We start from the raw sequence: 24,121 nt of genomic DNA on the forward strand, positions 1-24,121 counted from the left end.
CGAGGTATTTGCAAAAAGCACCCGGTAAAGGGGTGCTTTTTTCTTGTGAAATACTAATGAAACATTTTTCTGTTACGGTGTAGTCGTTGTAGAAAAATACATCCGAACTCATGGATGAAAGGAGTATGCAACAGGGGGTATTTACCCAAAAGAGAAGACAATTTATAGGAGGTTTTATTTTGAAGAAAAAAATTATTACAGTATTGCTGATCATGGGTATGGGCCTTTTGGTTTTGACGGCTTGTGGCAACGGTGATACAGACAACAATGACAATGCAGAAGAAAATGGAGAAGCTACAGGACAGGTACCGGAAGCAACGGAAGAAATCGACCCGGATGACTATGAAGACGATGATGTTTTAGTTCGGATAAATGATGAAGAAGTACTTTTTTCCGAGTTTGAAGAGGAATTTGAGCGAAACAAACTTGCGGCCTCTCAGCAATATGGAATTGACTTGGACAGCGAAGAGGGTGCTGTTATGATCCCGCAAATTCAGCAGCAGGCAATAGAGTCGTTGATCAGTCAGAATGTGATGCTGCAGGAAGCCGAGAATCAAGGGATCGATGTCAGTGATGGAGACGTCGAAGATAATATTGATGATTTAACCGAGCAGTTCGGCGGAGAAGAAGGGCTGGAAGAAGCCATGGAAGTCGAAGGCTTGGATGATGAATCCTTACGGGCATTTATACGGGAAAATCTGATGATCGAAAATCTATTCAGTCAGAATTTAAATATGGAGAGCATTGAAATTACCGAGGATGAAAAAGAAGCATATTATGCTCAGCTTGAAGAAAGCTGGGAAGAACAGGGACAGGAACACGTGCCCTTTGAAGAAGTGGAAGAACAGATTGCTCAGCAGCTGCAACAACAAAAGCAACAGGAAATGCAAATGGAGTATCTCGAAGAGTTAATGGAAGACAGCGAAATTGAACGACTGTATCTATAATTATTTGCACGAAAGTAATGAAAATGCCCGAGGAACAGCTTACAATTCCTTGGGCATTTATGATATAAGGCGTTTTTTACTCTGGGAATAAGAAACCCTGGATTTTATTGATCAAACACATATCAACGTTTGTCCGAAAAGAGGAAGTTGTCTAAAAACCGATTAAAAAGGAGCGGTTTCATGAGTCGAAAACGAATACAGGAGCTTGATCTCCTAAGAACCGTCGCAATCATTATGGTGGTGTTTGTACATGCAATCACCCGGGCCATTGAAGTACACCAGACCAACGGAGGTCTGACTGAAAACATGGAAACGGCACTGCTTACCCTTCGCCTGTTTGCCACCTTCGGAACACCGATTTTTGTGTTTCTAACGGAATTTTTACTATCCTACTCCTATCAAGAGGGGCTTCCTTCGGGATTCTTCAAAAAACGGATCAAATACATTTTGCTACCCTACGTATCCATGGGGGTACTCTATGCCTTTGTAATGACTTACGAGGGTGGAGGTACTATGAACCTGGCGGGATTTTTTCAGTTTTTCAGGAATTTTGCCATAAACCTTACGATCGGTTTTTATCGCCACGGATACTTCATTATCCTGGTTTTTCAATTCTATCTGCTGCACTATTTTCTCCATAGCAGGCTGAAAAATATGAATGTGAAAACCCTTTTAGGGGCAAGTCTTACAATTAATGTGGCCTATCATCTCATTTTTCACGGAATCCAGAAAGCAGGGGTCCCTTACAGTGAAGAGCTGGTTACAATCTTTACCTGGGGAACCGCTCCGGCATGGATCTTTTACTTCACCTGTGGTTACGTTCTCGGCAGAAAACAGGAGGCTTTTCACGCATTACTGGATCGGCTGGATCGGTGGGTTATTCCTTTTGTGGCCCTTAGCGGAGGTTTTTTAGCACTTATGAACTTTAGTGGCCTGCTGACGGAGAACAGTTCGAAACGTTTTGATATGATCTTTTTTACTGCGGCCATGTTCCTGATGTTGTACCGGTTTGCCAGAAAAAAAGAGTATTCCCTAAGGTTCACGGAGTTCATCAGTCGATATTCCTTTGGGATTTATCTGCTGCATATGTTTTATCTATTTGTAATAACGGAGTTTATGATCGGAAGGACCTTGTATCTAACACCGGTGGCAAGCCTTACGGTATTGACGGTAGGAAGCACGGTGCTTTCCATTGCCACAACTGATTTTCTCAGTCAATTTTCCTGGAGCGCTTACGTAATCGGCCGCATGGAAAAGAAAAAGCCACAGCCGGCAGGAGAACAACGAAAGGAGCTTCGATTACATCGTGAAAGAACAAATCTTACGGAGTATTAAAGACTATCGACACTATTGGCGGGAATTCACCGCCTTTGGTGTTTTTTACCTTTTTATAAGCGGTTACATCTTCATACCGATCCTGAGTTATGTTTTGCATCGGGTACTGCTCTTTACCCGGGGGGGAGTGGCCCTTAACCAAGGGGCTTTTTCGTTGCTGCTGGATATTCGGGGGATTATCGGACTGATTTTATTGATGGGTCTTGCAACGGTTTTTATTATGGTGGAAATCGGAACTCTGGTGGCGATGACCTATCCCATGGAAGAAAAGAAAGGGGTTTCCATTACCGATGGACTGATCCGTATGTTTTATTCCTTACGACGGATTCTCAGTTTCGGACTGATCCCTTTAGCCCTGATTCTTCTGCTTTTGATTCCGTTGATACAAATCCCCGTGATGCCGGAAATCTCCGAGCTGATAGAACTACCGGGAATCCTGCAGGACCAGATTACAGAGGGGCCTATCATTGGAATGCTTTACTATGGCTTCGTGGCATTGGCCCTATATCTATTAATTCGGTTGATTTTTACAATTCATGAAATTGTGTTGGGGAAAAAAACCACCCTTCAGTCGATGAAAAGCAGTTGGGAACTTACCAAAAATGCCAGTATCACAACCTTTATAAAACTGTTGGTGCTAAATATGGGCCTGCTCGCCATTACGGTGGTGATTCTACCATTGGTTGCAGGGATACCACGAATGCTGGGGGATGAAATAAATGTTTACCTACAGAACCTCTTTCTTAGCGGTGCCGGACTGCTGGGGGTTTTGGTCTCGATCCTGGTGACACCGATAAACATTATGGTGATTACGAAACTGTATCGGAAAGAAAAAGGCATCGGCAGCCGTTATCCGGTAATGTCCTTGGAAGGAAAGGAATTTCCGGGGTTAGCGAAATTCGAGTATAAGTTTTTCCGACTGATGCGACGGCGAAAGATTACGGTATTGATTTTGTTTGTGACCATGGTCTTTGGATCCTTCGGTATGGGAAGTGCCGTCCAGCAGGGTATGGTCTATGCCGGTAGAAATGTGGAAGTGATTTCCCATAGAGGGATTGTAAGCGGTGAGTTTGAAAATAGCCTGAGCGCTGTGCGGGGCTCCCTTGAAGCCCAGGTGGACGCGGTGGGGATGGATGTTCAGATGACAAAGGATGAAGTAATTGTTTTAAACCACGACCCTACACTGAAAAGAACCTTCGGACTTCCCCATAACATCCGAAATACCGAATATAAGGAGCTGATGGAGCAGGAGCCGATACTGCCCCGAAACTTTGAAGCCGGGGATCCCTACTTACCTACACTGGATGAGGTACTGACATTAATAGACGGACAGATGACCATTCATATCGATGTTAAAACCTTCGGTGAATCCGAACTATACGCGGAAAAAATCGTAAAGGTGGTGGAGGAAAACGATATGGAGGAGTATGCCTATATCCAATCCTTTGATTATGATTTTTTAAAGAAGGTAAAGGAACTAAACCCTGAAATTAAAACCGCTCAAATTCTTTATTTTGCCTTGGGTGACATCGGATCTTTAGAAGTGGATTATCTGACGGTATACAAAGGAATGCTCAGTGACGAACTGGTGCAACGAACCCGACGATCGGAAAAAGGCCTCTTTGTATGGACGGTAAACACGGAAGAGTCCATCCAAGAAGTCCTACAATATGATATCGATGGAATCATCACAGATTATCCCCTACGGGTTCAAGAAATAATGGGTAGAAGGAGAGACTAACTGCAAACAGAGAGCACAGAGAGGACAGCGGGACGGATCTTTTGTCCTCTTTTATGATTTTGCATCGCTCTTAACCTTTTATGCTCACAATGGGACGGTTCTTTTGTGAGGTAGTAATACAAATGTGTAGAGCATCTGATGAATCGTTTTTTCATATTTATATAGCACTGAATCAGGCAAGCATATTTGGACATAATTCAGTAAATTCTTTTCCTAATTTATAGCAGATTTTCATTTTGCGTTCCATTATTTAAATAAATTTATGGGATGAACCAAAGAAATGCTGTTATCGTTTGAAAATCAAACAACAGAACCGTCCCCGCGTGAGGTCTTGGAACCGCAGCGGTGGGCTACCGAACGGAATCCATGCACGGTGCAGGATCTCCTCAAGCCCAGCGAATCATGATCAGCAGACAATCTGACATCGCCGCAAAAAAAGATCTGGCAAAAGATATCTTGGATATCAAATAAACCAAAGGGGACGGAGGAGGTTGTGTGGGGGGAACAAAAATTTACTGCCAATCGTCTTATTATAGAGGAAAAAATTAGGAATAGGAGGTTTTGGCAGATGAAAGGGAAAAAGCTATATTTAAAGATTGTTGTGGCTCTATCGCTGGTTATACTCTTAGGTGGAGGGCTGAAGTATTTTGCTCCGGCTCAGGGAGAGGATCCGGAAAGTATTATGGAAGTCGTTTACCCTAAAGCCTATGCTTTTGAAAATCATAATGCCCGTGTTAAGTTGTGGGATGAAAACCCTTTGGATGAAGAATTTATCCATGCAATACAGGGGTTTTCCTATAGGACAGCTACTGAAATACTAAAAAGCGCCGACGGGAACAGTAACTATTCTCCCGCTTCCTTGTATTTCGCGTTAGCACTGGCAACCACAGGGGCAAAGGATGAGACCAGGGGGGAGTTATTGAATCTACTTGGGGTGGATGACGTGGAAATCCTTTCGGAACAATCGGGGAATTATTACCGCCGTCTTTATAAGGATAATGAAATCGGACAGCTAAAAATTGCCAACTCCTATTGGATGGACGAATATGTGATGGATCAGCCCGTGGAATTTCATCAGGATTTCATAGACAACGCCGTTGAAAACTTTTATACCGAAACCTTTCTGGTAGATTTTTCAAAGAGAGAAGCGGGAAAGATAATGGGAGAATGGGTGGCATCGAAAACAAAAGGAACCTTGTCCCCAAGCTTTGAAGTTGATCCGGAACAGATTCTATCCATTATCAATACCATATACTTTTATGACCAATGGGTGGATCGTTTTAATAGTAATCAAACGGAAGAGGATACTTTCACCCTTTCCGATGGTAGTGAAGTGACTACGGATTTTATGAATCAGACTTACTCTTCCATTAGTTTTTCAAGAGGAGAAGGGTTTACCCGTGCAGCTAGGAGTCTAAAAAACGGAGGAAGAATGGTATTTGTTCTTCCCGATGAAGGCGTTACACCTCAGGAATTCTTTGCCTCGCCGGATTCCCTGAAAGAAGCCTTCGAAGGGGGAAAGGGGTATTTTGGTGAAGTAGAGTGGAAAGTGCCGAAGTTTAGCTTTAATAGCTCCTTTGACCTTACGGAAGCAATGAATACCCTCGGGGTCAATAAGGCCTTTTCGGAGGAGGCGGACTTTACTGGAATGACAGATCATTTTGCGTTTATTTCCGAAGTGAAGCAGGAAACCCATATCGCCATCGATGAAGAAGGGGTAACGGCATCCTCTTTCACCCAGATTATGGCTGCGGGCTCAGGATTACCGGAAGATCAGGCAGAGATGATCCTTGACCGTCCATTTCTTTACGGGATTAAGTCAGGGGATGGAACCCTTTTGTTCATAGGAGTTGTGGAAAATCCTGAAGAATAAAATATTATTTTGGCAGATTATCACTTTTTATAAGATAAACAGAATGCTCCCCTACCTTAAATTTGATAGGGGAGCGTTTTTTACTATCTTTGTTTGGTGTGTTCTATAATGTTTATGGCTCACGTTCATACTCACTAGGTACAGCCAACACCTCAAAAGGTATAATCAACATTTGATCTTCGTGGTCTAGTTCAACAATTCCCTCGGGATTTTCAATCTGCACGTAGAGTTTGTAGACCGGCGGAAGATAGGATCCTGTTAGGAAAGTGTAGTAAAAAACCTCGGCCTTGACAATGTTTTCAATCTTCAGCTCCTGTCCAAAAAATTTTTGACCCTTTTCTTCCTCAACTATGTTTTCTATGGATCTGAGGGGAATATCACCCAATACCTCAAAGGGTTCCAAGTGATAGTAAGGGATGCTGATCCGTGGCGGCTCTAAAAGGTCGCCCTCTGTATAATCTCTCATGGCATAACGAAATTCCGCCCGGTTTAATTGAGATTGGAAAAACTGATCTACTGGATTTTCTGTAGCTTCAACGTATTTGATAATGGAATGAAATAAGTTTTCTTCAAAAAGACTATGCCTTAGACTGCGTTTAGGATCCTGATAGGATAGCAGATCCGCAACCATAGGGAAAAAGTGCTCTTGATAGACTTCCAAAGTTTCTTCTATGGATTTCCCTTCAAGGGTCTCTTTAGTAATTTCATCAGGATGTTCATCGATGGAGATATCTATTGATAAATCAATTCTTACATATAGACGCATTCCATTTTCTAAAGTTACACCATGCTCATCCTCTTCAATAATTTCCTGTCCCATTTTTCCCGCAGCTTCTCGTACAATATCTTTGAATTCTTCAAGTTGTTCGGGAATATGCATACCGGGAGTTACGGGATTGATAAATACCGGCAGGGAATCAACGCCAAATTCTTGTAATATGCCTAAATCAATACCCCTGTTCGGTGCGTTTTCCAACTCCGCATCCAATTCCGACAAATTATCAACTAGATAGAGTTCATCTCCCATTCCTCCGGGATGCGGTGGAATTTCAAAGGAAATATAATCCTCATCTTCCGAGGGATCTTCAACGATATCTTCGTCTTCCGGATCGTCCTTTGGATCCTCCTCAACGATCTCTTCATCCTTTTCTTGATCAGGCTCATCCTCCACAATCGCATCACCATTTTCCTCTTCACCTTGACGCGAATCCTGGCCGCCCCAATTAAGAAAGTCCTGCAAAAGAAGAAAAGATGTGAGTAATACAAGGATTCCTGCTGCAATTGCCATCAGCTGCTTTCGTTTCTGCAGTTTCTTTTTTCGATAAATTTCCTGAAGGATTCGTTCTTTTTTTTCATCACTCAATTCTACGGCGGTGAAAGCCTTGCGAAAGTCATTATTTTTCACACTCTTCACCTCCCAGTGTTTTCTTTAGCATTTTTCGACCTCTTGCCAACTGTGAACGGACAGTGGTTTCCTTCGTTTCTTGCAGTTTCGCAATTTCAACCGAAGAATAACCCTCATAATAATAAAGATAAATCGGAGTCTTGTATTTCACCGGCAGATTCAGAATTTCATCGAACACCTCAAATTCATATCGATCCTGGTGTTTGATTTGTTCCAATCGGTCGTTGTCTCCTGTCCTTTTTTTTCTGAACCAATATTTCAACTTATTTTTACAAATATTTGATGCGGTCACAATAAACCATCCCTTTTCATGGTCTTCCCCTTTAAAGGGTGGGGCTTTTTCCATTGCTCGAAGAAAGGTATCCTGTAGGGAATCTTCGGCTTCAGAAGGGTTTTTCATAAACATATAGCATACACGATACACGTGATCCGCATTTCGGTGATACAGTGCTTCGAATTCTTCCTTGGCCATAGCGTGCAAACCGGACACCTCCCTTTCAGGATTTTAAAAAATCAGGGTTCATATAAGATACAATCGATGAACTTGATTCGTTGCAATAAACTTTTTCGTTGCATAAAAAAATAACTTACCTAAAAACACTAGCATATAGGATTTAAAATTTCAATAATTAAAAAATTTGCAACGAATCGTACTGCTGAATTGTGTCCTTAGTAGAAACCCCTTTTGAAAAGAAAGCAGATGGTTTTAAGAGATGAAAATCACTAGAAATAAGATACAAAGGAAGTGAAAGGGGAAATTAAAACTCAAAGGAGGTAAATTAATGTATCAGGGAAAAGGGATAGGAAGAACTTTATGGACACTGATCTTCATAGCTATAATCGGCTTGATCATGGTCGGATGTAATCAGGAAGAAGACTTAGCATCTGAGGGCGAAGATGACAATGAAGAAGAAGTGGTGATGGAAGGGGAGGTTGAAAGAGACGATGAAAAGGAAAGTGAAAAGGAATCGAAGGATGATGTAAAAGAACTTGAAAAAACCGAGTCCGAAGATGCCACAGGGAATAGTGCTATAGTTGAAGTGACATCCCAAGAGCTTCAGAAAATAACCGTGGAACCCTATGAAATAGAAGAACGTCTCATACTCTCGGGGGATCGAGATTATGTTTTAACGGAAATGCCGACAGCACCTGGAACAGTCCATATCATATCAGAGTTTGAAGCATGGAAAAAAGCATATGATGAGATGGATAGCAGCAGCGGGTCTAAGCAACCAATGTATTGGTATGGTTCTTTACTCAAGGATGCTTGGTCAGATCCTGAAGATTATCGCGGGGATCGACTGGAAAATCACCCGGTGGATGATGACTTATTCATCAGTTCCATTAATTACAAAGAAGTATCACTGGACGGGAAACGTATTCTTTATAGCGTTTCCATGTATGAAGAAGAAGGACAGCATGAAGGGCCGGAAAGCATCTCAGGAGTATTTGTTACAAACTTTGAAATCCCTGTTGAGCCTAAGGAATTGAACATCAGCGAAGGGTTTTTCTCCATAAAACCTCTTTGGTCAGAAAGCAATGAAGTAATATATTATGTTCTCGAAGATGGGCTATTTTCTTATTCTGTGGCGGAAGACATAGAAAAGCTGATCATACCATCGAAAGATCTACCGGGAATACCAAGGGAAGAGAGCGACAGAGGTAAGCAAGGTGTTCATTATGAGACATATAGGGACGAAGAGTCCACCTATATCTACTACTACCATGATGAAAAAATAATGAAAATCACCTTAGGGGATGAAGCGGAAGTCGAAACCTTTTATGAAGGCATAGATGGAGAAGAGTTAGAGAATATAACGGTTCTAAAGGAGGATCATTTACTCTTATCTTATGAATCCGGGATTTTTGAAAAAACCGAGCTACAGTTATTTAACGGCGAAGAAATAGAGATTGAAAAGACTCGTGGGACTTCACAGTTTCAAGACCATTTCATCAGCGAATCCGGTCACGTTTTTCTTCTTTTTACGACATTTGAGGATGGCGCTGAAGTTCAGGTATTTGACCAGGAGCTGAGTAAGGAAAAGAGTTATCGACTGCCTCCTTCTTTTAGTCACAGTACTGTTTTGGGGAAAGTCCCCGGCGAACCGGGAGAGCTTGCAGTGATATGTGATGAGGCATATTATAACCTGAAGACTCCGTAACAATCCATGTCGAACTTTGTCGACAGAAAATCTTGAAATTTCAAGGTTTTCTATGATATCATAGGGCAAAAGGATGACAAAATATTTAAGGAGGTCTGTATGTTTAAAAAAGTGTTTTACCTGGTTCTAATTCTGATGCTGATTTTTATTATTGGAGGGTGCACCGAGGAGGAAGAACCGGAAGAAGAAGATCTTACAGAAAATGAGGAGCTTGAGGAAGAAGAAAATCCGGAACAAGAAGAGCCTGAGGCAGAGAAACCGGAGGCAGAAGAGCCCTCGGAAGAAAATGATGAAGAAGCTCCTGCACCGGATGACGAAGAAGAGAAGTCCAGTATTGCAAAATACGATTGGGAAGATATGAAATCCGAATGGGAAGGAGAAATTGACTTTCGAGCTGATGGTCTATATGACCAATTGATAACAGAGGAAGAAATTCATTTTCTCTATAGAAAAGACGAAGCCCTTTACTATCAATCTTTTGATCTGGAAAATGGACAGGAAATCACGCAGAAAAAGGTCGAAGAAGCTTCATCGCAGATGATTTTTGATCGTTCTAGCGATACAACCATTAAGCTTCATGATTATAACGACCATATTTATGCCCTTATTGGAGAAAACCGTAGAATCTCTGAAGAAGAGCAGGAAGAACAGAAAATGTTATTGATCGATCTTGAAGAGGATGAAGTACTTCTCTCTAAATCACCGGTGATCGAAAACTTTACCTTTCCCAAAAGAGAAGGAACGTATTTGCCGGGTTTTATTTACGATGTTACGGCAGACGGACGTTATTTGATGATCCTTCATTCTTTTCCGGGTATGAGCGGTTGGGATAATTATCTTATGAACTTTAAAAATCAGAAAAAAGAGGATATTGAAGAGGAGAATCAAGTATTTCTAAATCAAATTAAAGATGTACCCTTATGGGTTTATGATATAGAAGAACAGCGGATTATGGAAATTCCGTACGATGAGGAAATTGAAGCCCTTGTTCCCTATGATGTGGAAGGCCTGGCGAATGGAATAAACCTTATCTTTACGGAAGAAGAAGGGTGGTTGACCTTAGATGTTGAAAACCGACTGGTCCGAAAAACCGAAGAAGGAGGTACTTATCAAAGGATCGAATCGGAATTCTCGGGGATTGAAGAGTACCGAAAAGGCACCCTGTTCGGAGAGAGTCTGTTTTTAGCCAATCTTCAAGAGATCGGGAAGATGTGCGAAATGCCAGAGCCTGGTTACCTTTATAACTTTGATGGTCAGGAACTCGAGCATTTAGGAAATCTTGGGCTTAAATGGGGACGGAAGTCTTTTCACTATAATAAACACAACGGGGAGATCATAATAAACAAAGCTGCACAACAAAGTGAAGAAGAAAGAGAAGCGGACGCAGAAAACGAGGAATATGTGGAAAGAATCTACCGACTTACCATTGATCAGGAAAAAGTACTGGAGAATGAAGGGGATGAACGGGTGGAAAGTTTGGAAGACCTGAAAGGCTTCGAGATTGTTGATGTAATGGAATTTTCAGTCGGCACCTATCAAGAAGGGAAAAAGCATTTAAGTCTCTCGGACAATGATGTTGGTTATTCTTTCCCACTCCAAGATTTTTCTCATCTAGATTACGGAATTTTGATAGGAAGAACACTGGAACGGGTAGGAGGAATGAAATCTCCTTTCTTCTACGCCTATCGAAATGACGAGGAAGAAGAAAAAATCGTTGAAATCGACGGCGCAGAACTAATTCTCACCACGGATAATCAACTTATCGTATTGTTAGATAACCAAATGCAGGCATTTAATCTTGAAGAGTTTTTTGATGCTTTAGAACAATAATGTCAATTATCGTTGGAGATAAACAAATGGAGACCTGTCTGATAAAACCAAGAGGTGAACACATGGCTTTAAATATTCTCTTTTTCGGCACCAATCATCCAAAATCCATAAAACCTCTTTACGCCTTGGACCGGAAGCACCAAATCCTTGGCGTCGTGGAATGGAGTCCTAAGGAGGACACTGTCAAAAAGATCCTACGGCAAATCTACCATTATGGGAAAGGGCTTCGAGGAGAAGTTAAAACCCTTAGAAGTTTTGCGAAAAATAGAAAAATCCCCCACATAAACACCCATTCCTGTCCCATAACCTCCGGGGAATTTGAAGAAAAGATAAAAAACCTTCAGCCGGATCTAATTTGTGTATCCAATTTCGGAGAACGGATCCCCCTCAACATTATTGAAATTCCAAAGCACGGCGGAATCAATGCCCACGGATCGTATCTCCCGAATTACCAAGGAGCGATTCCTTGGTTCTGGCAGTACTACAACATGGAAAAAGAGGGCGGCGTAACGATCCACCGAATGAGCGAGAAGGAGGATCAGGGGGAGATCTTACTTCAGGAGAAGTTTCCCATTGAGTTGGGTTTGCGGGAAAACCAGTTGCTACAACGGATTACTAAGCACACTACAAAACTCCTGATGGAGACTGTAGAAGAGATCGAACAAACCGGAGGGATCGAAGCAAACGAGGGAAATATCATTCCAAAAGAACCTGAAAACCTCTTTAAAGGTCGCTGTATTCAGCGGGGAGAAAAATTTATCGACTGGAATATCTGGGAGGTAGAGCGGGTATACCATTTTCTTCGGGGGACGGATGCCATGGAGCTGGATCCTCCGTTTTGGGGAGGTATTTGGGAAGTACAGGATTACAAGAAAATGAAAACCCCGTCGGGAAAAGCAACATCGGATGCAAGACGACGACAACCCGGTGATATACGAAAAACAAAAGAGGGGTATCGGCTGTTATGCAAAAACGGAGAAGTTTTGCTGCAACCCCATTTTTCATTTAAAGCCCTCATAACCGGAATGCTTGCTAAGCGATGAGGCTACCGAAGACCGAAAGTTTGAAAAAAGTGATCATAATACTCAGTAAGGAGATAAGGAGGATGCGCATTGCAACCGATTAAGCGAAGCAAGCTCAGGCTCTTTCTAGGGAAAAACTATTATACCCTCAGAAAGCATATGCAGTGGAGGTTATCGAAGGAGAAATATGCCGATCGTCAAGAAAAAGCAATCCGATCCCATCTGTATTTCAGTCATAAAACCCCTCTCTACCGCAAACTGAAAAATGTGGATATGTGGCTTCAGGAGAATAAGGTGATCAATCTCAACATTGCCATAAAAACCCTAAACGGTCTGGTCCTCTATCCGGGAGAGACGCTGTCCTATTGGAAGAGAATCGGGAATCCTACTGCAAAAAAAGGGTATGTCGAGGGAATGCAGCTATCCCACGGAAAATTCATTGCCAACATCGGAGGAGGGCTTTGCCAGCTTTCCAATCTGATTTACTGGATGACCCTTCACACCCCCCTTACCGTCACGGAGCGAAATCGCCACAGCTATGATGTGTTCCCGGATGTAAAAAGAAAGCAGCCCTTTGGCAGTGGTGCCACCTGTGTATATAATTACGTGGATCTGCAGATTAAAAATGAAACCGAGGTTCCAATGCAGCTTTGTCTGGATGTGGGGGATACCCATCTGATCGGCGCATGGCGGGGAGAAGAACCTCATGAGCTGACCTATGAAGTTTATGAAAAGGAACACTGGATCACCCATGAATACTGGGGAGGATACCTCAGAAACAACCTGATACACCGAAAAGTCTACAATCTGGAGGGAGAAATAATTGACGATGAGTATGTTACGGAAAATCATGCAATTATGATGTATCAGCCGTTACTGGAGACCGGAAAGAGTCGAAAAAATGAACAGCGACACCGAGGCGTGTCTGTTAAAGAAAAGCTTCCGGGGGTAAATACGTGTTAACGAGGAATTTATTTTAATCTCACAAGGGGACGGTGGTTTTGTGAGGTAGTAAAACAAACGTGTAGAGCATCTAATTAATTTAATTCTTTTTATGTTTATAGAGGGATGGATACAGTTATTATTTGAAAACCTCACAACAGAACCGTCCCCGCGTGAGGTTTGAGGACTTCCTCCTCTGCAGCATTTATATTGACATAGTAAAAAACTTTATCGAATTGACTCGACTGATTAAGATTTACTCCGGACAGGATGCCATATCCAAGATGTTGAAAATCCTTAATTGGTCTTCTCCATAGAGTTCCAGCTCTGCATGGGGCATTCTCTGGTGCAAAGCAGTAACACCGAAAACCTCTCTGTCAAACTCATGAAGCCGGATCGATACTGACCCTCCCCGCTGTTTAAATCAAAGGCCTGTCATTCCCCGAGCCCATTACGTATCCTTCCCTGAGGCACTATCGTTTTTCTCAACTTCCATGCCCAAGGCTTCATGAAAAAACTCAATCAGTTCTGTCCGGTCAAACTGAAATATTCCCTCTTCCGTTTTGAGATAGACCCGATCCCCTTCTTTGGCTGCATTTTCCATGCCTGGCAAATGAAGTCTTTCCCACTCCCCTTCTTCATTTCTGACGGTATACACATAGTTGCTACGTCCTAAATAATGGCTTGGTGTCAGGATCATACCATATCCCTCAGAGGGAAAAAACTCTACAGCGGTAAAAGAGAAACCGCCTTCGTCAAACCCTACTAGAGGGTCATCTTTTTCAAAGGTTTTCTTTCTCTCAAAAAAATCAATTTTATCAAGATCTTTAATCTTTGTAACAGGATCTCCCTGGTCTCCTACGGGCTCATTCACCTCGTAGATGATGACTTCCGGTTCCTCTTGTGTTCCCCCGATCACCCTAAGTTCCTCCCGTTCATCATCGTATTCCAGCACAATCATCTCTCCGGTAGTTGCCAGTAATTCCAGGCCTTGATCGGTTACATGCCAAAGATCATGAAAATTTGAATATCCACCGCACATTGGAATATTTTCACTGCTGAATGATAGAAATAGCGAATCTCCAAACATACGGCCTCCACCTAAAGTTTCTAAAGGAATCACTTTTTCCTCCGTATGCCGGTAGGGCCCTCCGATTTCAAGCTTGGTTCCTTTGTTCTCTTCGGGATTTATTCGCCACCAACCCTTGTTGTCCGAGGCCAGAATCATTTCCTCCTCCCCTAAGGGAACCAGATTGTAGGTGGACAGGGGTTGATCCAGAAGGTCCTGATGATTCGCCACTATTTCCCCCTCTTTAAGATCAAACACCTGTAGAAAGTTTTCCTCCGGTACGAAGGGCTCTCCCTGTTCATTCGGAGGATACCCTTCGGCAATGAAGCTAAGGTAATCAATGGTGATGTATAAATAGCGATGGTTGTTTGAAACCTCCGCCGTGAGATCCGGGTTGTTGCCTCTTCTGCCGAAATCGCTTAGTTCAGCGGAGTGAATAACGCGGAAGTCCTGTTCTTCCCGGGATACCACTTCCACAAGCTCCACCCTTCGGATCCAGTTTCCGCCATCTCCAGGGTTTTTCTCCTTTGCAAGGATATACTCCGTTTCATCAAAGGTAAAATGCTCTAGTAAAACTTCTTTATCCAGAGTTTCTTTATACTCCTGAAGAATAGGCGGCTGATAGTGATAACCGCCAAAAATTTTCCTTCCCTGATCATAACCTTCATCTTCCGGTCCCCAGGCCTGTTCATAGGAGGGTAAATCCTCTATATGAAGGAAGGGTTCATAGGCTCCTTCAACCACAAGATCCTCCTCCACGGTATAGGGAATTTCCATTCCCTGTCCCCGGTCCTCCCCGTTAACGATCCATCCTTCAAAAATCTGTTCATAATCCTCCTTCAGAGCAAAGCGTACTTGCGTACCTTCCTTTACCTCTTCCTCGGGATAAGTCTCAAGGAGTTGCTTAAAGTCCTCATCAATCTCCACCCTATACATGATGTCATCCTCTGCTTCTGCTTCTTCTCCGTTCTCAGCATACTCACCGTTCTCACCGTTTTCCTCGGTACACCCTTGGGTAATCAACAATAAAAAAATCAACAGCGGGATGGTCATCCATTTTTTATCCACGTTTAGCCCCCTTTAGATGTTTTGAATCGATAGAATTTTCATGCTTTTTTTCACCCTACCATAGAAATACTGGATTATCAATAATTTTCCTGTGAAAGATAAAAACTTTCCTTGGTGCCAGGCTATCAGAAGCTAACCAAACATGCTTTAGAGACTTCACCTTTCATATATAACTTCTCCATCCCTGGATTTACCAATAGTTCTGCCTAATTCCCTGTCCTCATCCTCTATAAACATATACCATAAGGTTAAACCATTATCCAGTCTACTAATGTTGGCCTGTTGATACCCTTCGTCCACTTCCTTTTCAATTTTTACAATCCCCGGATCATTTACCACCCCGTAAATCATTTGGTGGACGGGATAATCCTCATAATGCACCTTGGAATGGGTCATTGCCTGTTCAGATTCTGCTTTCATTTGATTATCCTTCCCAATTAATTCAACACCGCCGCCTCCGAATACCCATTTCCAATCTTCCACGTAGTTCCTCAAGAAACCGTAATGCAAAGTCTTCTCCTCTTGATAAAATACAAAAGCTCCGTCTTCTACTATTGTAATATAGTGTATTTCTTCCAATTGTCTATTCCCGGCTAATTCCTCCGTCCTTTCCTGAATTGCTTCGGCTATCTCCTTTTCTAGATCCATGGATTGTTTGGTAAAATCACACCCGATTTGCATTACCAATAGCAATCCTAGGGCGAATAACAACAGAAGGGTTCTTTCTTTCATTTGCTTTTCCTCCTTTTTTAAAAGTAAAATCATTGACTCACAAGGGGACGGTGGTTTTGTGAGGTAGTAATATAAACGTGTAGCAAGATAAAAAGAATCAAAAATGATCGCTGAAAGGAGCTAAAAATGATCGATAAATACGTATCTCACAAGGGGACGGTGGTTTTGTGAGGTAGTAAAACAAATGTGTAGAGCATCTAATTGATTTGATTCTTTTTATGTTTATAGAGGGATGGATACAGTTATTATTTGAAAACCTCACAACAGAACCATCCCCGCGTGAGGTGTTTTAAAATATTCTAGAATATATGGAGGTGGCAATGAATGGATATAGAATTTATTGCAATTACATTATTATATATACATCAAACCCTTGATGTTATTGGTGTAAAAGGTTATGTGGATAGACCCGAATTAATAAGTCCAGATACTATTGGATGGTCATTGTTAACTGTATTAATGGTTTTGTATTATTTGAATATACCATATGTACAAATAATTCTTCTTGTTCTCTTTGGATTGGTGCTATTTGGACTCTATCATTTCCATTGGAAGCTATATTGGTTTGGAGCAAGTGAAAAAAAGATTGAAGGGTACAACAAATATTTTGAAGGAACTCACAGAATTATACCTGAATCAAAAAAAAGGTTAGTGCCGGATACTTATCATATAGTTCATACAGTATTATACTTATTTACTTTTACTGTATTAACTATCAACCAAATTCTTTCAATAGTAGATTAATAAAGTTGAATCTTAAGTGCTCACAATGGGACGGAGTAGAGTGACTTTTTTAACTGTTTTCTCCCATGTTATAAGAGTACTGAAGCCTGCAAGAATAATTGGGCAAAGTGCGAAAAATGGTTTTTCGTAATTTATTACGAATTTTTATGTCGTATTCCTTCATCTAAAATAAAGTTGTCTGATGCACCGAATAAATGATGTTATTGTTTAAAAACTCACAAAAGAAGCGTCCCTGCGTGAGTTGAGGGCCGGTAGTTTTGTGAGGTCCCATACAGGAGGAGATTATGACTGAAAAGGATATATCAGAAAAAGAGATCACAGAAAAAACAAACTGGCTGAAAGACAGTTACATTGCCCATAGAGGCTATCACAATTCCAAGGACGCCCCGGAAAACTCCATGGCGGCTTTTGCTAATGCACTTAAAAAGGGTTTTGCCATCGAACTGGATATTCATCTAACGAAAGATCAGCAGGTTGTGGTCTTTCACGACTGGGACTTGAAAAGAATGACGGGCTCTTCCGGAAAAATAGCGGACTGTACCACAGATAAAATCCGCTCCCTGATGCTATTGGATTCCAAAGAGAAAATCCCTTTGTTACGTGAATTATTGGAATATGTGGACGGGCGTGTTCCATTGCTGATCGAAATTAAAAACCGGAGAAGAGTCGGGCGCTTGGAGCGAAAAACCGATCAGCTGCTTCGTCAGTACAAGGGACAATTTGCCGTGCAGTCCTTTAATCCCTATTCCATCGGATGGTTTAAGGACCATTCCCCGAAGGTTCTCCGCGGTCAAATATCCGGAGCTTTTAAAACACCGGAGTTATCCCTGTATAAGAAGTTCTTATTGAATCATTTACTGTTAAACTACGTTAGCAGCCCCCATTTTATCAACTATGATATCAATTATTTATCCCGACTTCCGAAGAAAATCCAAAAGAAAAAAGGCATCATCCTGGGTCATACGGCAAGAAATCCTGAGGACTACACATCGGCTATGGAAAAAATCACGAATGTAGTCTTTGAAGGATTTAATCCGAAGGAGCTGTAAAATGGTAAAGTTCATGGATAGGATGCTGATCATTATCTCCATATCTTCTTCCTGAACGGTATAGTCTTCGGGGTGTTGTAAGGTGTAATAAGGGTTTTCGTAGGTTTCCCATATAATAATAGGTTAAACCTGTTGTGACGGTTACGGCAGGTTTTTTGCTTTTGGAGAAAAGAACAAGCTTACATAGGAAGGAATTTTGAAGGTCGAAATAGAAGTAGTTAGAGAGAAATATTAAGCTCACAACGGGATGGTTCTTTTGTGAGGCAGCAATATAAATGTGTAGAGCAGCTAATGTATCATTCTTCGTATTATATAGCAATGAAGCAGGCAAGCATATTTGGATATAGTTCAGAAAATGTTTTCTCTAATTTATAGCAGATTTTCATTTTGTATTCCATTATTTAAACAAAGTTATGGGATGAACCAAAGAAATGTTGTTATTGCTTGAAAAACTCACAAAAGAACCGTCCCCGCATGAGAACAAAAGAACCGTCCCCGCATGAGAATACTCACAGGGGGTCACTCTAAACCGTCCACGGGTGAGGTATGAAAAAATGGAAATAGGGAGGTTTTATTTATCTATAATGGATTAAAGCAAGGAAAAAAGTGGTTGCTGATTATTCCTCTGGCTCTTCTTTTGGTGGTGGCTGTAGTGATAATGAATAGCCGGGACAGTCTGGAAAATCAGGAAAGAGAGGAACTCCACGGAGTGATGGAGATTCATCTTGAGGAGATGCTGGAAGAAAACAGGGTGATTTCCTGGGATGAGGAGATGAACAGCCTGGAGATCCTTGAGTTGTCCCAAGTGGAGGAAGTAGAAGAAGAGACACTGGAAGCCCAGGTTCATCTCGGGATCATCGATCTGCCCAAACTGCTTGAGAAATATGTGGAGGGAATTCTGGAAGAGAATCTTCTCGGAGATGAGGAAAAGCAATATGAGGCTCTTTATCAGGAGCTTCTGGAACGCCGGCTGAACATGGCCCCTAGAACCTTTGAGGTAACCGCCCGGTTTCAACAGGACAGCGAAGGAAAGTGGGTTCTTCAAAACGAAGAGGATTTTCTACTGACCATGCCTGCGGAGTCCCCGGCAAAAATCTTCTCCTCCGGTCTGGGCAGGATTGCAGAATATCCTGTCAGTGAAGAGGATCTGGAATCCCTTAAACAGGAGTCGGAAGCCATGAAAGAACTGGTCACACTCTACTTGGACCGATTTTTGAGTGAGGAGTATCTGGTTGAGGTCACTGAAGAGAATGACAGGCATCGTTTCGGGATCTCCCTGGAGCACTATGATACCCACCGGATGATGGAGGACATTGAGGATGCACTTATTGAACACTACGGTTCTATGGAAAATCGGAAGGAGAAGAAGGCGGAAGCATTGGAAATGATGGAAGAGATGCTTCTGGACGAGGCGTACAGGGAAGACCGTGAAACTACCTATCTTGGTAATTTTATCGTGACAGAGGGCACCCTAGGCTCCCTGAGAATCACTCAGGACTTCAATCCCAGGGAAAAGCCTTTTCTTGTGAACGCCGGGAAGGATTACCTGCAGTTTTTTGAATATCCGGAGTATATCCCCGAGTTTTTCAGCCAACGGTTCCAAGGGTTTCATCTGGAGGAGTCGGGAGAGTTCATCACCATCACGGGAGAACAGGAGGAAGAGGAATCGGCTATCACCATTCAAGCCGATGGCCCTGCTTACCTGTCATTTCTTCACTGGTCCCTGGAGGATGAGGTCCTGGAAGGGGAAAAGAGGGATCTGGAAGGTAGCCGGTTAGGGGATCTGCAAAGCCGTTTCCAGGTGGATTTGCAGGGGATCCATCACAGGGAGCAATTCTCCCTCAATCTGTTTCCGGTCAGTGATCCGGACATGGAAAAATTCGGGGTGATCAATGAAGATGGAGGCGTGTTTATTGACCCCGTGGAAGACATCTTTGGCACCTTCGAAGAGCATCTATACCGTGGATCTAGAATCAATCTGCCCTACCCTACCAATATCAGTCTGCCCTCCGACGCAACGCTTAATGGAGAGGATATTGAGGATCGGGAGCATGTCCGGCTTCTCCTGCATACCGATGGAGAACTGTACCTTGGAGAAGAAGCGGAGCAGGTGCTGGCAGACCGCCGTCGAGATAATGCGGGAGAAGTCGGGGGAGATGATGAACCCTATTACACCCTTCAGGCCTTTGAAGAAGACGGTGTCTATGGACTTCGACGGGTTGAACAGACCGCCCATGAGGAGATTCCCGGGGAAGTGCTTCTGGAGCCTCGATATGATCAGATCCAGCCGGGAGAAGTGGCTTTTCTGGAAAAGGACGGACTGTTTGGTCTGTTCCATTACTCCGAGGAGAACACCTGGCTGGTGGAGCCGAAATTTGATGAAATATCTGCGGACTGGATCCAAAAACATTACAGACACCAGGCCTATGGTGTCGCCGATCGCTATATCGCAGTGAAAAAGGACGGACAATGGGGTGCTTTGGATGGTGATACCGGAGAGGTCACCACGGAGTACATCTTTGATGATGCGGGAGAGCTGGGAAATATGCTCCGTATCAACAGCCAGGACGATGATGTGGCCCAGGGACGAATGACGAAAAACGGAGAGACGGGCCTCTACGACTTCGGAAACAACCGCTGGATTGTGGAGCCGGGGGAGGAAGAGGAAGACATCCCCTATCTCTTCGATGACCGGAGAAGAATGGAGAAGAACGGAACCTACGGCTATAAGGATGAAAACCATGAATGGGTCATTGATCCGGTGTATGAGTATGCCCAGGAGTTCCGGTACGGACTTGCCACTGTTTCCACTGAAACCGAGCATCACATCCTGAATCCCGAGGGAGAGGTCATCTTCCGATGGGAGAAAAGTATTGCCGATCCTCCCAGGATTCATTACTTTCCCGAGGAAGAGATCTATCGGGGAGACTTATGGCTGTACTTCACCAAAGAGGGAGAAGTGATTTATTCCGGTTTGGATATGGAATAGTCTCCCTGTAAATCTCACAAAAGAACCGTCCCTGCGTGGGTTCGCGTAGTAAAGGTTCTATTGCAAGCACAATCAAAAAGGGGGATTCGATGTTTAAAAAACTGTTCATGCTATTATTGATTTTGACGATATTGCTCGTTGCCGGAGCCTGTGGGGAAGCCGAAGAGGCCCCTGAGGGCGATGACAATGGAGAAAGTGCAGCCCTGGAGGATGACGAGGCTCAGGACGATCCTGTGGACGAAGAAGAGGATGAGGGCGATGACGGGGAGAAAGGAAAGGAAGATTCCCCTGAACTGCTGGACGAAATTGAAGCAGATTGGACGGCCGAAATTGATTTTAAGGCATTTGATGTGAAGGACTGGCTTTTTACCGAGGAGGAAGTCCACTTTCTCTATGAAAAAGAAGGTGCCCTTTATTATCAGTCTTTGGATCTGAGCAATGGAGATGTGCTTGACAATAAGAAAATGGAGGATGTGCTCACACCGGAACATTTTGAAATCTTAAGGGACATCTCCATTGAGCTTCATGAGTTCAACAATCGCCTATATGGCATCATCGGACAAAACGATTACATCACTGATGTAAGATGGGATCAGTTTCCTGAAGAACTGCAACAGGAACAGCGGATGATGATCATTGATATTGAAAACAATGAAACCATTCTTTCGAAAACTCCAATGATTGATGAACTTAGGCTTCCTGATACAGGGATCACCGGCGAAAGTAACATTTACCCGGGCTTCCTCTTTGATGTGACAGCCGATGGAAGGTACGTGATGATTCTGAACTCTGCTCCGGGTATGAGCCTCTGGGAAAATCACTTGTATTACTCCACCAACCAGAACGAGGAGGAACTTCAGGAGAAGAACAAAGAGGTTTTGAAACAATTTGAGGATGCCCCACTATGGGTTTATGATCTTCAAGAGGATGAGTTGCTGGAGATTCCATATAAAGATTCGATCGATGTCCTTGTTCCTTATCATGTTCAGGGCTTGGAAAACGGAATCAATATGATTTTTACCGAGCAGGAGGGCTGGCTGACACTGGATATTGAAGAGGAAACAGTTGAGAAGACCGGAGAAGGCGGTATTTATCGCAGGACAGAGCCCAGAGTTCCCGGTGTTGAACAATACCGGGATGGAGAAATGTTCGGGGAGAACCTGTTTTTTACTGATGTCCAGGAGACTGCTGAGGGCATTGGAGCAGTTCTCGTCCATCACTACCTATGGGATTTTTCCGGTGAAGGTTTAGATTTTTCGGGAATTATCGGGTTGAATCGTGACAACCAATATTATTACTATAATGAGGTTACAAAAGAGATTGTTGTGAATAGTGGTGAGGCGATCAATGATGGAGAAGATCGGGTGTTTAAGGAAAGAATCTATCGATTCACCATTGATGAGGAGAAACTCTCTGAGAATGTGGAAGATGAGCCGGTGGAAACTCTGAAAGAGCTTAAAGGCTTTGAAGTTACGGATATTATGGAGTTCGAGGTAGGCACCTATCAGGAGGGGAACTTCCGGTTAAGCTATATGGGAGAGAGTACAAGTATAGCCAAGCAAATCATTGATTTTCATCACTTGGAATATGGAGTGTTGGCAGGCTCGACCATTGAGAGGGGATCTACGGAAAATTCACCTTTCTTCTATGCTTACCGGGATGATGAAGGAGATAAAAATATGGTTGAGGTCGGCAGTGCAGAACTGGTGGTGACTACGGAAACCCATCTGTATAGATTCAAGGGCGAAGATCTCAGAGCTTATAGTATCACTGGTTTCTTTGAAGAAGTGGAAAAGAGGTAAATTATATAATGATTAAATTTCATCTAACGGGTGGTTTTAGTTGTGAATTGTGAAATAAAAAAAAATACTGATAATTTCTTGCAAGCAAAATATGGGAATGGTAGAATGAAATGGAATGAGTAAAAGGTGTGAAAATTTTCGATGGGAGAAGTTTCGAAGTAGGATAAACGGCACCATCGATATTGCGCGAGGAGGTAACCTATGTTAAAGAAAGGGATCATTGGAATATTGGTAGGGATGATACTGATCTATGGCGTTTATGCATTAATTAATTGGATAAGGGATGTTGAGGACGTTGAGGAAATGACCGTGACCCAACTTAGCTATGATGAGGTTCCCGAAAACATTCAGGAAACCATTGACGAAATTAACGATTTTCGTTTGCAATCGGTACATAGAAGGTCAATCATCACCGATCGCCATAGCCGCGCTATGGTAAGTACTCGCTACGAGATTTTTGTGCCGCCGGAAGGGGAAAGACTGGAGATTATCGAAATAGCGGAAGAAGACATTCGTCAAGGCGTAATGAGAGCGGTCTATACCTTTGTGGAAAAAGAGGGAGAAACCGTCGATGAGATGGAAGACGTGGTGATTCTGAGAGTCGATAACTATATAAAGGGCGAGTTTAGAACCGTTTTTGTGGATGATTAATATCGCTTGACTCACAGAGGACGGTGGTTTTGTGAGGTAGTAAATCAAACGTGTAGAGCATCTAATTGATTTAATTCTTTTTATGTTTATAGAGGGATGGATACAGTTATTATTTGAAAACCTCACAACAGAACCATCCCCGCGTGAGGTGTTTTAAAATATTCTAGAATATATGGAGGTGGCAATGAATGGATATAGAATTTATTGCAATTACATTATTATATATACATCAAACCCTTGATATTATTGGTGTAAAAGGTTATGTGGATAGACCAGAATTAATAAGTCCAGATACTATTGGATGGTCATTGTTAACTGTATTAATGGTTTTGTATTATTTGAATATACCATATGTACAAATAATTCTTCTTGTTCTCTTTGGATTGGTGCTATTTGGACTTTATCATTTCCATTGGAAGCTATATTGGTTTGGAGCAAGTGAAAAAAAGATTGAAGGGTACAACAAATATTTTGAAGGAACTCACAGAATTATACCTGAATCAAAAAAAAGGTTAGTGCCGGATACTTATCATATAGTTCATACAGTATTATACTTATTTACTTTTACTGTATTAACTATCAACCAAATTCTTTCAATAGTAGATTAATAAAGTTGAATCTTAAGTGCTCACAATGGGACTGTTCTTTTGTGAGGCAGATCAATGAGGAGAATATTCAAATTGTTTGTTAAGAATCAAGCACATGTGGTATAAATAGAACAAATATATCTTCCGGTGTATACAGAACTGGACACGAAGAT

At 42.4% G+C, this 24,121-nt stretch carries 18 protein-coding genes and 1 pseudogene; 15 read left to right on the forward strand and 4 right to left on the reverse strand.

Features of this window, described 5'->3' with window-relative positions; translation table 11 throughout:
* Positions 1 to 179 precede the first annotated feature (179 nt).
* The 5 genes and pseudogenes from ISALK_RS04225 to ISALK_RS04245 all read left to right on the forward strand — a co-directional run bounded on the left by ISALK_RS04225 (position 180) and on the right by ISALK_RS04245 (position 5,896).
* A complete protein-coding gene (locus tag ISALK_RS04225) occupies positions 180 to 947 on the forward strand; it encodes a SurA N-terminal domain-containing protein (RefSeq protein WP_160719388.1) in 768 nt (255 codons plus the stop codon).
* Positions 948 to 1,127: 180 nt separating this feature from the next.
* On the forward strand, positions 1,128 to 2,282 hold the full coding sequence (locus tag ISALK_RS04230) for an acyltransferase family protein (protein ID WP_160719390.1): 1,155 nt from the start codon (positions 1,128 to 1,130) through the stop codon (positions 2,280 to 2,282).
* Positions 2,254 to 4,023, forward strand: coding sequence for a glycerophosphodiester phosphodiesterase family protein (locus tag ISALK_RS15505; protein ID WP_160719392.1), 1,770 nt, complete (start codon positions 2,254 to 2,256; stop codon positions 4,021 to 4,023). Before ISALK_RS04230 ends, ISALK_RS15505 begins: the two co-directional genes overlap by 29 nt.
* A 330-nt stretch (positions 4,024 to 4,353) precedes the next feature.
* Positions 4,354 to 4,494: pseudogene (locus tag ISALK_RS04240) on the forward strand (4-hydroxyphenylacetate 3-hydroxylase C-terminal domain-containing protein); the annotation flags it as partial.
* A 97-nt stretch (positions 4,495 to 4,591) separates the two neighbouring features.
* Positions 4,592 to 5,896: a serpin family protein gene (locus ISALK_RS04245; protein ID WP_160719394.1), complete on the forward strand. Its 1,305-nt coding sequence runs from the start codon at positions 4,592 to 4,594 to the stop codon at positions 5,894 to 5,896.
* A 112-nt stretch (positions 5,897 to 6,008) separates the two neighbouring features.
* On the opposite strand, the gene ISALK_RS04250 is transcribed toward ISALK_RS04245, so the two are convergent.
* Together ISALK_RS04250 and ISALK_RS04255 are read right to left on the reverse strand one after the other, a co-directional pair.
* Positions 6,009 to 7,301, reverse strand: coding sequence for a hypothetical protein (locus ISALK_RS04250; RefSeq protein ID WP_160719396.1), 1,293 nt, complete (start codon positions 7,299 to 7,301; stop codon positions 6,009 to 6,011).
* On the reverse strand, positions 7,291 to 7,773 hold the full coding sequence (locus ISALK_RS04255; protein WP_236660265.1) for an RNA polymerase sigma factor: 483 nt from the start codon (positions 7,771 to 7,773) through the stop codon (positions 7,291 to 7,293). The genes ISALK_RS04250 and ISALK_RS04255 overlap by 11 nt, the downstream gene beginning before the upstream one ends.
* A gap of 310 nt (positions 7,774 to 8,083) precedes the next feature.
* Here ISALK_RS04255 and ISALK_RS04260 point away from each other — a divergent pair, with 310 nt between their 5' ends.
* From ISALK_RS04260 to ISALK_RS04275, 4 genes are all read left to right on the forward strand, one after another.
* A complete protein-coding gene (locus tag ISALK_RS04260) occupies positions 8,084 to 9,463 on the forward strand; it encodes a hypothetical protein (RefSeq protein ID WP_160719400.1) in 1,380 nt (459 codons plus the stop codon).
* A gap of 99 nt (positions 9,464 to 9,562) precedes the next feature.
* A complete protein-coding gene (locus tag ISALK_RS04265) occupies positions 9,563 to 11,293 on the forward strand; it encodes a hypothetical protein (protein WP_160719402.1) in 1,731 nt (576 codons plus the stop codon).
* A gap of 62 nt (positions 11,294 to 11,355) precedes the next feature.
* A complete protein-coding gene (locus ISALK_RS04270; protein WP_160719404.1) occupies positions 11,356 to 12,336 on the forward strand; it encodes a methionyl-tRNA formyltransferase in 981 nt (326 codons plus the stop codon).
* 69 nt (positions 12,337 to 12,405) lie between these two features.
* Positions 12,406 to 13,278, forward strand: coding sequence for a VanW family protein (locus ISALK_RS04275; protein ID WP_236660256.1), 873 nt, complete (start codon positions 12,406 to 12,408; stop codon positions 13,276 to 13,278).
* A 430-nt stretch (positions 13,279 to 13,708) separates the two neighbouring features.
* On the opposite strand, the gene ISALK_RS04280 is transcribed toward ISALK_RS04275, so the two are convergent.
* Complete coding sequence (locus ISALK_RS04280) at positions 13,709 to 15,394, reverse strand: hypothetical protein (RefSeq protein WP_160719406.1); 1,686 nt, start codon at positions 15,392 to 15,394, stop codon at positions 13,709 to 13,711.
* Positions 15,395 to 15,550: 156 nt separating this feature from the next.
* Entirely contained in the window at positions 15,551 to 16,126 is a 576-nt protein-coding gene (locus ISALK_RS04285) for a hypothetical protein (protein WP_160719408.1), read from the reverse strand.
* 324 nt (positions 16,127 to 16,450) lie between these two features.
* Here ISALK_RS04285 and ISALK_RS04290 point away from each other — a divergent pair, with 324 nt between their 5' ends.
* The 6 genes from ISALK_RS04290 (at position 16,451) to ISALK_RS04315 (ending at position 23,969) form a co-directional block, all read left to right on the forward strand.
* A complete protein-coding gene (locus ISALK_RS04290) occupies positions 16,451 to 16,870 on the forward strand; it encodes a hypothetical protein (RefSeq protein WP_160719410.1) in 420 nt (139 codons plus the stop codon).
* A 284-nt stretch (positions 16,871 to 17,154) separates the two neighbouring features.
* Positions 17,155 to 17,919, forward strand: a complete 765-nt coding sequence (locus tag ISALK_RS04295; protein ID WP_201756834.1) for a glycerophosphodiester phosphodiesterase family protein — start codon at positions 17,155 to 17,157, stop codon at positions 17,917 to 17,919.
* A 610-nt stretch (positions 17,920 to 18,529) separates the two neighbouring features.
* Positions 18,530 to 20,908, forward strand: coding sequence for a WG repeat-containing protein (locus ISALK_RS04300; RefSeq protein ID WP_160719412.1), 2,379 nt, complete (start codon positions 18,530 to 18,532; stop codon positions 20,906 to 20,908).
* Between the two features lie 89 nt (positions 20,909 to 20,997).
* On the forward strand, positions 20,998 to 22,710 hold the full coding sequence (locus ISALK_RS04305; RefSeq protein WP_160719413.1) for a hypothetical protein: 1,713 nt from the start codon (positions 20,998 to 21,000) through the stop codon (positions 22,708 to 22,710).
* A 201-nt stretch (positions 22,711 to 22,911) separates the two neighbouring features.
* Complete coding sequence (locus tag ISALK_RS04310) at positions 22,912 to 23,361, forward strand: hypothetical protein (RefSeq protein ID WP_160719414.1); 450 nt, start codon at positions 22,912 to 22,914, stop codon at positions 23,359 to 23,361.
* 188 nt (positions 23,362 to 23,549) lie between these two features.
* On the forward strand, positions 23,550 to 23,969 hold the full coding sequence (locus ISALK_RS04315; protein WP_160719415.1) for a hypothetical protein: 420 nt from the start codon (positions 23,550 to 23,552) through the stop codon (positions 23,967 to 23,969).
* Positions 23,970 to 24,121 lie beyond the last annotated feature (152 nt).

The organism is Isachenkonia alkalipeptolytica (genome assembly GCF_009910325.1).
GTDB classification, from domain to species: Bacteria; Bacillota; Clostridia; order Peptostreptococcales; family T1SED10-28; genus Isachenkonia; species Isachenkonia alkalipeptolytica.